Here is an 11,383-nt window from a genome sequence, read left to right on the forward strand (position 1 = left end):
CGCGGCACCCACCGTGTCAAAAGACGGAGACCTTTGTGAGCTTTACGCAGCTAGACCGTGTTCCCATCCGCCGAGCCCTGATCTCGGTCTACGACAAGACCGGTCTGGAGGAGCTCGCGAAGGGCCTGCACGAAGCAGGCGTCAAGATCGTTTCCACCGGCTCCACCGCCAAGAAGATCGCCGCCGCAGGCATCCCGGTACAGGAAGTCGAAGAAGTCACCGGCTCCCCGGAGATGCTGGACGGCCGCGTCAAGACGCTCCACCCGCGCGTCCACGGCGGCATCCTGGCCGACCGCCGCGTCCCGGCCCACATGGAAACGCTGGCCGGCATGGAGATCGAGGCGTTCGACCTCGTCGTCGTGAACCTCTACCCGTTCGTGGAGACGGTCAAGTCCGGCGCCGCCCAGGACGACGTCGTGGAGCAGATCGACATCGGAGGTCCGGCCATGGTGCGCTCCGCCGCGAAGAACCACGCCGCCGTCAGCATCGTGGTGGACCCCACGTTCTACGGCAACGTTGTCCGGGCCGCCGCTGAGGGGGGCTTCGACCTGAAGACCCGCCAGCGACTGGCCGCCAAGGCCTTCGCGCACACGGCCACTTATGACAACGCCGTGGCCACCTGGACCGCCAGCCAGTTCCTCGACGAGGACGGCGACGGCGTGATTGACTGGCCCGCCTACGCCGGCCTCGCGCTGGAGCGCTCCGAGGTCCTCCGCTACGGCGAAAACCCGCACCAGCAGGCAGCGCTGTACGTCGACAAGGCCGCCCCGGCGGGCATCGCCCAGGCCGACCAGATCCACGGCAAGGCGATGAGCTACAACAACTTCGTGGACGCCGACGCCGCCCTGCGCGCCGCGTTCGACTTCGCCGAGCCCGCCGTGGCCATCATCAAGCACGCCAACCCGTGCGGCGTGGCCGTCGGATCTGCGGATGCTGCCGACCCGATCGCCGACGCCCACGCCAAGGCGCACGCCTGCGACCCTGTCTCCGCGTTCGGCGGCGTCATCGCGGCAAACCGCACGGTCACCGCCGCCATGGCGAATACCGTGGCCGGAATCTTCACCGAAGTGGTCATCGCGCCCGGTTTCGAACCGGAAGCCGTGGAGATCCTCTCCAAGAAGAAGAACATCCGCCTCCTGTCCCTTCCGGAGGGCTACGGCCGCTACCCGGCCGAAATCCGCCAGGTTTCCGGCGGCGTGCTGGTCCAGATCTCCGACAAGGTGGACGCCGACGGCGACAACCCCGCCAACTGGACGCTCGCTGCCGGTGAAGCCGCTGACGATGCCACGCTGGCCGACCTCGCGTTCGCCTGGACCGCCTGCCGTGCCGCCAAGTCCAACGCCATCCTGTTGGCCGACCACGGTGCCGCCGTTGGCATCGGCATGGGCCAGGTGAACCGGCTCGATTCCTGCAAGCTGGCCGTGGAACGCGCCAACACGCTGGGCGTCAAGGTTGAGTCCGACGTCGACGGTGCAGGCGGGGCTACTAACGTCGGGACGACAGCAACAGGCGCAAGCGGCGCACCCCAGCGCGCCCGCGGTGCCGTGGCAGCCTCCGACGCGTTCTTCCCGTTCGCGGACGGACTCCAGATCCTGATCGACGCCGGCGTCCGCGCCGTGGTCCAGCCCGGCGGTTCCGTCCGGGATGACGAGGTCATCGCAGCGGCCAACGCCGCCGGCATCACCATGTACTTCACGGGCGCCCGCCACTTCTTCCACTAATCCCCACCGCCTCCCTAACCTCGCTGCGCTCGGCTAGGGTACCCGGGCGGCGTGGGCCCACCACCGCTCCACGTACGACGGCGACCGCCCCCGAAAGGGGGACGGTCGCCGTCGCCGTTTATTCAGTTAGTCCCCGGCGGCTTCCGGGTCATCGTCCGGGCCGGGCGCAGGCTCCGGGAGCCGGAGTTCCCGAGGCTTTGCGTCGGCCATGCGTTCGGGCGTCCAGTAGGCGATGATCTCCTCCGGGGCCGGGCCGATGCTGCTGTGGCTCACGCCCTCGTCAGCAGGCTCCGGGTTGTCAGTTCGCGGACGATGCACTTGAGTACGCCTGCTGGATGACTGAGCCCCAGTACGGCCCGTACATGACCTCGGACCGGCTGCCGTAGCCGTAACTGTTGACTGAATTCTGGTAGCCGCTGGAGCCGGTGCCGATGAACCAGGGACCGCCCGAGGAGCCGCCGGTCATGTCGCACGGGATGCCCTGCGTCTGGAACTGCGGGCTGTACGGATCATTGCTTGCCGACCCGGCGCAGCTCACGAGGGATGCGCCATCGAACGGGGCGGCAGCGGGGTAGCCGTAGGACTTGTACGCCAGACCGCGGGCTGCGTTGAACTGGACACCCGAAGCGCCCACGACGTCGGCCAGGTTCTGGCCGTTGAGCTGGGAAACCACGGCGAAGCCGGTGTCGTACTGCATGTCGCCGGCGGAGCTCCACTGGGTGGGGGTGTAGAGGCCCTTGGCGGCCCACTTGCCGTAGGGTGCGGCACCGTCCAGGTATGCGGGGACGAAGATGAAGTTAGTGGCAAACGTGCCCGGTCCCTCATTGAGGCAGTGACCGGCAGTGGACACGGTGTTCTTGTTGTTGGAAATCACTGAGTTGCCGGAGCAGACGTAGTTGCTGCCGCCCATGGTGAAGAAGACTTTGCCAATGTGGGACACCGGACTCTCGTCGGTGTGCAGGGGCGTCTTGCCCTTGCCCGCCTTGCCCGCGATCCTGGTGCCGGAGCCCTTTTCCACAGCTGCGGCGGAGGAAGCGTTGCCGCGCTGGAGGGCCTTGCTGGCCAGCACATCGCCGGGAACCGCTGCGCGCATGCGGTCGGCTGTCCAGTAGCCGGCGACATTGGTGCTGTCCACCGGCTGGCTGGCAACCTGCCCGCCGTCCTGGGTTGATGCGGGGGAGGCCGTAGCCACGCCGGCTGCGCAGATCGCAAGCAGTGCCGCGGCCGAGAGGCTCAGGAGGCTGGTGGCCAGAGTCTTCGATTTCGTCATGGTTGTCCTAACCAGTCGTGATGCGGCGGCCTCAGATGGTGGCCGCCGCTAGTGGAGATGAACCTACCCAGCCGTGACAAGTTTGTAAAGAGATACACAACTCTTGTATTGCAGATTTACGGCAGCGTCTCCGAGGCGTCCCGCGGCAGTGGGAGGGGTCATGCTACGCGCCTCAGGGGACTCCGATGGGCGTCGACCCGCCCTACTCGGGTAAGTTAAGCATGTTGAAATAACGCCAGAGTTCCAGATGTATTTACCTTCAGGAGACGCCCAAGCAATGGCCAAGATTATCTATACCCACACTGACGAAGCGCCCATGCTGGCCACCTATTCGTTCTTGCCGATCGTCGAAGCCTACGCGTCGACTGCCGGTGTGGAAGTGGAGACCCGCGACATCTCCCTCTCTGGCCGCATCATCTCCGTGTTCGGTGACTACCTCACCGAAGAGCAGCGGATCACCGATGCCCTGGCCGAACTGGGCGACCTGGCGAAGAAGCCGGAAGCCAACATCATCAAGCTCCCCAACATCAGCGCCTCCATCCCGCAGCTCAAGGCAGCCATCGCGGAACTTCAGGCCCAGGGCTACGACCTGCCGGACTACCCGGACAACCCGTCCTCTGACACGGAGACCGACGTCCGCTCGCGCTACGACAAGATCAAGGGCTCCGCCGTCAACCCGGTCCTCCGCGAAGGCAACTCGGACCGCCGCGCGCCGCTGTCCGTGAAGAACTACGCCCGCCAGAACCCGCACTCCATGGGCGCCTGGACCCCGGAGTCGAAGACCAACGTGGCCACCATGGGCGCCGACGACTTCCGCTCCAACGAGAAGTCGGTGGTCATCGAGGCGGATGACACCCTCAAGATTCAGCTGGTCAAGGAAGACGGCACCGTCAAGGTCCTGACGCGCGGATTCCCCGTCCTGGCCGGCGAAGTGGTTGACGGCACCGTGATGCGCGCCGCCGCCCTGGATGAATTCCTGGCTGCCCAGGTTGCACGCGCCAAAGAAGAGGGCGTGCTGTTCTCCGCACACCTGAAGGCCACCATGATGAAGGTCTCGGACCCCATCATCTTCGGCCACGTGGTGAAGGCCTACTTCGCCGAACTGTTCGACACCTACGGCGAGCAGCTCGCCGCCGCCGGCCTGAGCCCCAACAACGGCCTGGCGTCCATCCTGGGCGGCCTCGAGGAGCTTCCCGAGGATGTCCGCGAAGGCGTCCAGGCTGCCATCAAGAAGGGCCTGGCGGAAGGCCCGGCACTCGCGATGGTGGACTCGGACAAGGGCATCACCAACCTGCATGTTCCCAGCGACGTCATCGTTGACGCTTCGATGCCCGCCATGATCCGGTCCTCCGGCCACATGTGGGGCCCGGACGGCAAGGAAGCGGACACGCTCGCGGTCCTGCCCGACAGCAGCTACGCCGGCATCTACCAGGTTGTCATCGACGACTGCCGCGCAAACGGCGCTTATGACCCCACCACCATGGGCACCGTCCCGAACGTGGGCCTCATGGCACAGGCCGCCGAGGAATACGGCAGCCATGACAAGACCTTCGAGATCCAGTCCGCTGGCACGGTCCAGCTCGTCGACGGCAACGGTTCCGTCCTGATTGAACACCAGGTGGCCCCGGGCGACATCTGGCGCGCCTGCCAGGCCAAGGACGTGCCGATCCGTGACTGGGTCAAGCTGGCCGTCACCCGCGCCCGCGCCTCCGAAACTCCGGCCGTGTTCTGGCTGGACGAGGAGCGCGCCCACGACGCCAACCTGATCGCCAAGGTCAAGGAATACCTCAAGGAACACGACACCGAGGGCCTCCAGATCGAAATCATGTCCCCGGTGAAGGCCACCGCCTTCACGCTCGAGCGCATCCGCAAGGGCGAGGACACCATCTCGGTGACCGGCAACGTGCTCCGTGATTACCTCACGGACCTGTTCCCCATCCTGGAACTGGGCACCAGCGCCAAGATGCTCTCCGTGGTCCCGCTGATCAACGGCGGCGGCCTTTTCGAAACCGGTGCGGGCGGCTCCGCCCCGAAGCACGTCCAGCAGCTGCTGAGCGAAAACCACCTGCGCTGGGACAGCCTGGGTGAATTCCTGGCCCTGGCCGTCAGCTTCGAGCACCTCGCCACCACCACGGGCAACAAGCGGGCCCAGGTCCTCGCGGACACCCTGGACCGTGCGACCGGCACGTTCCTGCTCGAGAACAAGTCCCCGCGCCGCAAGGTGGGCGAGCTGGACAACCGCGGAAGCCACTTCTATCTGGCCAAGTACTGGGCCCAGGAACTGGCACAGCAGAACGACGACGCCGAGCTGGCAGCCGATTTTGCCGCTGTCTCCGAGGCGCTGACGTCCAACGAGGACACCATCGTGGCCGAGCTTCTCGCCGTCCAGGGCTCCCCGGTGGACATCGGCGGTTACTACCACCCGGACGTGGCCAAGGTTGCCTCAGTAATGCGTCCGTCAGCGAAGTTCACGGAAGTGCTCTCAGGGCTGGCCAAGTAGCCTGACCCGCAGCGCGACAACGCCCCGCCTCCCAACAGGGAGGCGGGGCGTTTTTCGTTGGCGCAGGGGCCGCTGGCGCAGCGTGCGCCGGGGCAGCCGGCCGAGCCGCGGCTGCCGGGCTGCTGAGGCGCGAGCCGCCGTCGTCAGCGCTGTACGTGCTTGCCGAACGGAGGTTCCGTTGCCATGTCGGGGTCCGTGTTCACGGGGCGCTCGGTGGGCTCCGCGTCGTAGCCCACTTCCTCCTCGAGGGGGACCGCCGTGGTGGCAGCAGGCGGAACTTCCCCGGTGCCGGTTCCGGAGGCGGCACCGCCGACCTCGCTCCCGCTGACGCGTTCCCGCCAGGCGCCGGTCTCCACTTCGCGTTCCTCGATAAACTTCTTGAACCGTTTGAGGTCCGAGGCCACCTGGTGCGAATCAAGCCCGACCGCTGCTCCCACCTTCTCCACCGCGGAATCCGGCTCCCACGCGAGTTCGACGCTCACCCGGGTTTCGGTCGGATTGAGTGCTTCGAACCATACGGTGCCGGCATTGCGCGGCTCGTCCAGGCTTTCCCAGGTGACGCGCTGGTCCGGCTGCTGGACGGTGATGCGGGCGTCGTATTCCCGTTTGACGCCGGCGATGCTGGTTTTGAAGTGGACGGTGGTGTCATCGAGCTGCCGGACAGAGTCCACGCCGCTCATGAAGTGCGGAAAGTCCTCGAACTGGGTCCACTGGTTGTAGGCCTGGCTCAGCGGGACGTTCACATTAATGGATTCCTGGACAGTTGCCATGCGTACATCACTCCTTCAGCTGGCGGGCCGGTGGCCCGCGGTTCTGATCTCGTTGCGGGCTTCGTGGCCCTTCTAACCAACCTAGCGACATTCACGCCAAATAGTAAGTTTGCTGATGAACCTTCCGTGGCGCGTTGTGGTCCGGCCCCAATTTCCCTAGAGTGCTAAGCAAGCTTAGCTTCCGGCCCGGGGCCGGTTGAAGCGTCGGATTGTCGACTGATACCGAGGAGAAATGTCCATGCCAGAAGACCGTAACGTCCAGATTCCCGGTGCCGTCTCGAGCGAACCGCCCAGCGTCGCCGAACCGACTGAGCCGCGGGAGCCTCTCCCGCCCAAGCCGGACCAGCAGGGCCCCGAAGCGGTTTCACCGACCGGGTCCCCGACCGGCGCTCCGGTCCACTCGCGCGCACAGTCCGGTGCGTATCTCACCACGGCACAGGGCCTCCGGCTCCAGGACACGGATCACTCGCTGAAGGCGGGCCGGCGCGGTCCGGTGCTGCTCCAGGACCACCACTTACGCGAAAAGATCACACACTTCGATCACGAGCGCATCCCGGAGCGGGTGGTCCACGCCCGCGGCGCCGGGGCCCACGGCACCTTCCGCGCCTACGGGTCGGCAGAAAACATCACCCGGGCGGGTTTCCTGGCCAAGGACGTCGAAACCCCTGTTTTCGTCCGGTTCTCCACGGTCCTGGGTTCCCGCGGATCCGCCGACACCGTCCGGGACACTCGCGGCTTCGCCACCAAGTTCTACACGGATGAGGGCACTTTCGACCTGGTTGGCAACAACATCCCGGTCTTCTTCATCCAGGACGGCATCAAATTTCCGGACATCATTCATGCCGGCAAGCCGCACCCGGACCGCGAGATCCCGCAGGCCCAGAGCGCCCACGACACATTCTGGGATTTCGTCTCGCTCCACACCGAAGCGCAGGCCCACACGATGTGGAACATGTCCGACCGCGCGCTGCCCCGCTCCTACCGCACCATGGAAGGCTTCGGCGTCCACACCTTCCGCCTCGTCAATGCCGCCGGCGAAACGGTGCTGGTCAAGTTCCACTGGAAGCCCAAGCAGGGTGTGCACTCCCTGGTCTGGGAAGAAGCCCAGCTCATCAACGGCATGGACCCGGACTTCCACCGGCGCGACCTTGCCGACGCGATCGAGTCCGGTGCCTTCCCGGAATGGGAGCTGGGAGTGCAGGTGTTCCCGGATACGGAGGAGGAATTCTTCGAGGGAATCGACCTGCTGGACCCCACCAAATTCGTTCCCGAAGAGCTCGCCCCGGTGCAGCCGATCGGCCTGATGACGCTCAACGCCAACCCGGTGAACTACTTCGCCGAAACCGAGCAGGTTGCCTTCCACCCCGGCCATCTGGTGCCTGGCATCGACGTCACCAACGATCCGCTGCTGCAGGTGCGGCTCTTTTCCTACATTGACACACAGATCTCCCGGCTCGGCGGACCGAACTTCGGACAGATCCCGATTAACCGGCCGCAGGCGCCCGTCAACGACATGCTCCGGGACGGCATGCACCAGCAGGCGGTACACGGGGGAGCGGCGCCGTATCACCCGAATTCGCTCGACGGCGGCTGCCCCTTCCTCGCCGGGGCGGACCTCGGCGCGTTCGTTGACGTTCCCGAGGCGTTGGCGGCGGCTGTCAAGGAACGGAAGTCGCCGGCGTCGTTCGACGATCACTTCAGCCAGGTCCGGCTCTTCTTCCGCAGCCTCAGCCCGGTGGAGCAGGACCACGTAATCCAGGCCTACACTTTCGAGCTCGGCAAATGCCGCGAGGCAGCCATCCGGGAACGCCAGCTGCAGAACCTGGCCAATATCGACGCCGGACTTTGCGCCGCCGTCGCCGACGGCCTGGGCATGCCGGCGCCTGCAGCTTCGGTGGAAGTGGCCGAAACGGACCCGAGCCCCGCGCTCTCGCAGATCGGCGGAACCTGGCCGGTGCAGGGCCGCGTGGTGGGCATCGTGGCCGACTCGTCCAGCGACCTGGAGTCAGTGCGTGCCGCGCGCACGGCTTTGGACGCCGCCGGGGTCGTGCCCCTGGTCATCGCCCCGTCGGGAGGGTTCCTGGGAGCGGAGGCCGACGGCGGGATCCCTGTCCAGCGCACGTACCTCACCGCGCGCTCCACGGAGTTCGACGCGGTGTTGATCGCCGGGTCCGCTGACCCGGCCCCGGACGCCGACCAAGGACTGGATGCCAAAGCCGGTGAGCCCGGAGCAACCCTTGATCCGCGGGTAATTCTCCTGCTTGCCGAGTGCTTCCGGCACGCGAAGGCGATTGGCGGCTGGGGCGCAGGTTCCGCCGTCGTGGACGCCGCGAGCATTCCGCAGGATGCTCCCGGGCTGGCCTTTGGCGACGGCCCGTCAGATGTTGTTCCTCGACTCCAGGAACTGCTGGCGGCTCATCGGGCATGGGAGCGTTTCCCGGCGTCCGGGTCCTGATTCCACGACAGAAGTGGGCGCGGTTCCGCGCAGGCAGTGCAAGGCAAGGACGATTGTGACCCGGTGGCGCGACCGCCGGGTTCAGTCGTCCTTGCCTTTGCCTTTTTCGCCCTTGCCCGGTCCGGAACTTTCCTGAGCGGGCGCAGGAGCCGGGACCTGCGCCGGCGGCTGAGGGGCGGGCTGGGAGGCTTGGGCGGCGGCAGCTTCGGCTGCGGCCTCCGCCGCCGCGGCTTCTGCCGCCGCTGCCGCCGCTGCGGCTTCTGCGGCCGCGGCAGCTTCGGCCTGCGCCTGCGCTGCTGCCAGATCGGCGCGGACTGCTTCGACGGCCTTCATGATGCTCTGGTGGCGTTTGAAGGATACGCCTCCGTCGGCCGCCGACGCGTCGAGCTGGACGACGAGCTCGTCCAGGGATTTCAGGGCTGCAGCCGGATCGTTGCCGGCGGCCGCCTGGGAAACAGTCAGCACCTTGGCCTGCAGCTGCTGGGCGGCCTCAGGTTCCAGGTCACGGGCCGGGGTGCTGCAGCCGGCCAGAACGGCGGATATCAGACTCACAGCCAGGGCTGTTCGCCAGCGCCTATGCGACGGCGGCTGGAGGCGGGGCATCGACGATGAACTCACGGTTCCACGCTCCTCTGCAGTTGATCGAGGTGTTCTCCCAAGGTTCCTGTGACGGAAGGGTATTGAATAGGAGCCGGTGGTTCAGGTGTATTGACCGATGGGACGCTCACGGCGACGACCGTTAGAGCGGCCACCAAGGTCAAGGCGGCAGCCAGCTTGCGTCGTGTTCCCAGCGAGCGAACACGTTGGGCGATGCTGGCACCCGCCCGGCTGTGTCCGGGGGTGCCAGTGGGCGCCGTAATGCGCGATCCGGCCTCCGGCTGGGTTGTCAGGCTGCTTTCGGAGACCAGGTGAGGCGGGTGCGACGGGGGTGCAGGAAGTACGCGGGTGGGTTCCTCCACGATGGCCCCTGGCACTGAGTCCGGGGATATCAGGGCTTGCCGCAGGGCGATCTCGAGATCGGCAGCGGATGGACGGTCCAGGGGGTTCAGGGCTGTCATGGACGTTATGAGCGCTGACCACTGGACGGGAATGTCGTCGGGGATAACCGGGGCGCGGTGCAGCCGAGCCACTGCGGATTCAATGGCGCCTCCCGGATATTCCACCGAACCCTTGATGCACTCGAGCAAGACGAGGCCAAGGGAATAGATGTCGCTGGCCGGGCCAAGGTCGGAGCCCCGTGCCTGTTCCGGACTCAGGTAGGCGGCAGTCCCCACCATGGTCCCGGTTGCGGTTAGCCGAGTGCCGTCGACGATCCGCGCGATGCCGAAATCCGTCAGTTTGGGTCGCAGGGGTTCGCCCGGCCGGACCTGCACCAGCAGGATGTTGGCCGGCTTGATGTCACGGTGAATGATGCCCAGGTTATGGACATAGGCCAGGGCATCGGCCACGCCGGCTCCGATCACTGCCAGTTCGTCCAGCGGCACGGGGCTGTGCCGGATCCGGGCCCGGAGGTCCTGTCCCTCAATCAACTCCATGGTGAGGAACGGCCGCGGCTCTTCCGGCACACGGGAATCGATGCCGGCATCGAACAAAGTCACGAGGCTCGGGTGGTTCAGCGTGGCGAGGAGTTCGATCTCCGCCTCTTGGCGCTTGAGTTCGTCGGCGTCGGCCGATTGCGGGGCAAAAAGCTTCAGAGCGACATCCCGGCCCAGGTTTTCGTCCCTGGCGGTGTAGACCGATGCCATGCCTCCCCGGCCGATGACCTCGCCAAGACGGTAGCGGCCGCCGAGGACCTCTGCCGTGTTACTGGGCGAACTCTCCACCATGACCCCATCCTTTTCAGCGTTCCAGCGGAGCGCACTCCAAGAATGATACGGGGACAGCTGGCAAATTCATAAGGGTGCTTGGTAGTTCTGGTCCGTGTTTCGGAATCGCCGTGAGCAGCGGCCTGGCCCGGGAAGCCGTAGAGGCGTCCCGGGCCATTCCTGTGCGTATTCCTACAGCCTGTTGCTGCAGCCCGGGTCGGACAGGGTGGGAGGGAAGGCCCCATCCTGTCCGTTGCCGGATTACACCTTCTTCCGCCGAGACAGCACCAGCATGATGACCATGCCGGCCGCGAGGAGGAGCAGGGCCGCGGCCAACAGGTCAACATTGGCTCCCGTGTTGGCGAGCACGGTTCCCTTGGCCCCCGTGCCGGCGAGCATCGGTGCGGTCCCTGCCGAGGTGTTTGCGTTCGTGCCGGTCGCCGTTGCAGCCGAGGAGTTCATGCCCGTTCCGGCAGCGGCACCTGCGGGGTTGCTGATGCCCGGGACGTTGACGCCCGGCTCCCCTCCCATAGCGGGAGCACCGGGGTTGGTCACGCCAGGGACGGTGCCACCGGGGACGGTTCCGCCGGGGACGGTTCCCCCGGTTGAAGGACCGCCGATGGCGGGTCCGCCGATCCCCAGATCTACGCCGAGGTCGACCCCCAGGTCGGCGCCAAGCTCGCCTGAGGTGCCGGTGCCGGTATCGGTTGATCCGCCCAGACCGAGGTCGACACCCAGGTCAACAGCCGCATCGGTGCCGTTACTGGTGCCGGTGCCGAGTCCGAGGTCTACGACGGCGGCGAGGTCGGTTCCGGTTGTCGCGTTGCCGTTGCCGAGTCCGAGGTCTACGACGGCGGCGAGG

Annotated in this window: 8 protein-coding genes and 1 pseudogene; 3 read left to right on the top strand and 6 right to left on the bottom strand. The window is 66.4% G+C overall.

The features are described 5' to 3' along the window. Positions 1-35 precede the first annotated feature (35 nt). On the top strand, positions 36-1,721 hold the full coding sequence (purH, locus tag J2805_RS23345) for a bifunctional phosphoribosylaminoimidazolecarboxamide formyltransferase/IMP cyclohydrolase (RefSeq protein WP_309980415.1): 1,686 nt from the start codon (positions 36-38) through the stop codon (positions 1,719-1,721). 126 nt (positions 1,722-1,847) lie between these two features. Here the strand turns inward: purH and J2805_RS23350 are convergent, their stop codons facing one another. Both J2805_RS23350 and J2805_RS23355 read right to left on the bottom strand, forming a co-directional pair. Further along, a complete protein-coding gene (locus tag J2805_RS23350) occupies positions 1,848-2,039 on the bottom strand; it encodes a hypothetical protein (RefSeq protein ID WP_309980416.1) in 192 nt (63 codons plus the stop codon). Beyond that, positions 2,020-2,991 carry a trypsin-like serine peptidase gene (locus tag J2805_RS23355; RefSeq protein WP_309980417.1) on the bottom strand — a complete coding sequence of 324 codons (972 nt, stop codon included), beginning with the start codon at positions 2,989-2,991 and terminating at the stop codon, positions 2,020-2,022. The genes J2805_RS23350 and J2805_RS23355 overlap by 20 nt, the downstream gene beginning before the upstream one ends. Before the next feature lie 277 nt (positions 2,992-3,268). Between J2805_RS23355 and J2805_RS23360 the strand changes: the two genes are divergently transcribed. Then, positions 3,269-5,491: an NADP-dependent isocitrate dehydrogenase gene (locus J2805_RS23360; protein WP_309980418.1), complete on the top strand. Its 2,223-nt coding sequence runs from the start codon at positions 3,269-3,271 to the stop codon at positions 5,489-5,491. A gap of 143 nt (positions 5,492-5,634) precedes the next feature. On the opposite strand, the gene J2805_RS23365 is transcribed toward J2805_RS23360, so the two are convergent. After that, complete coding sequence (locus J2805_RS23365; RefSeq protein WP_309980419.1) at positions 5,635-6,261, bottom strand: SRPBCC family protein; 627 nt, start codon at positions 6,259-6,261, stop codon at positions 5,635-5,637. Positions 6,262-6,499: 238 nt separating this feature from the next. Here J2805_RS23365 and J2805_RS23370 point away from each other — a divergent pair, with 238 nt between their 5' ends. Beyond that, a complete protein-coding gene (locus tag J2805_RS23370; protein ID WP_309980420.1) occupies positions 6,500-8,716 on the top strand; it encodes a catalase in 2,217 nt (738 codons plus the stop codon). A gap of 81 nt (positions 8,717-8,797) precedes the next feature. On the opposite strand, the gene J2805_RS23375 is transcribed toward J2805_RS23370, so the two are convergent. The 3 genes and pseudogenes from J2805_RS23375 to J2805_RS23385 form a co-directional block, all read right to left on the bottom strand. Beyond that, positions 8,798-9,268 carry a mucin-associated surface protein gene (locus J2805_RS23375; protein ID WP_309980421.1) on the bottom strand — a complete coding sequence of 157 codons (471 nt, stop codon included), beginning with the start codon at positions 9,266-9,268 and terminating at the stop codon, positions 8,798-8,800. A gap of 62 nt (positions 9,269-9,330) precedes the next feature. Further along, complete coding sequence (locus J2805_RS23380; protein ID WP_309980422.1) at positions 9,331-10,542, bottom strand: serine/threonine-protein kinase; 1,212 nt, start codon at positions 10,540-10,542, stop codon at positions 9,331-9,333. Positions 10,543-10,782: 240 nt separating this feature from the next. Then, positions 10,783-11,383: pseudogene (locus tag J2805_RS23385) on the bottom strand (hypothetical protein); the annotation flags it as partial.

The sequence above is a fragment of the Arthrobacter oryzae genome (assembly GCF_031454875.1).
GTDB classification, from domain to species: domain Bacteria; phylum Actinomycetota; class Actinomycetes; order Actinomycetales; family Micrococcaceae; genus Arthrobacter; species Arthrobacter oryzae_D.

Coding starts and splice junctions, on each gene's coding strand:
- J2805_RS23355 (WP_309980417.1), bottom strand. CDS start 2,991: ATGACGAAATCGAAGACTCTGGCCACCAGCCTCCTGAGCCTCTCGGCC.
- J2805_RS23360 (WP_309980418.1), top strand. CDS start 3,269: ATGGCCAAGATTATCTATACCCACACTGACGAAGCGCCCATGCTGGCC.
- J2805_RS23365 (WP_309980419.1), bottom strand. CDS start 6,261: ATGGCAACTGTCCAGGAATCCATTAATGTGAACGTCCCGCTGAGCCAG.
- J2805_RS23370 (WP_309980420.1), top strand. CDS start 6,500: ATGCCAGAAGACCGTAACGTCCAGATTCCCGGTGCCGTCTCGAGCGAA.
- J2805_RS23380 (WP_309980422.1), bottom strand. CDS start 10,542: ATGGTGGAGAGTTCGCCCAGTAACACGGCAGAGGTCCTCGGCGGCCGC.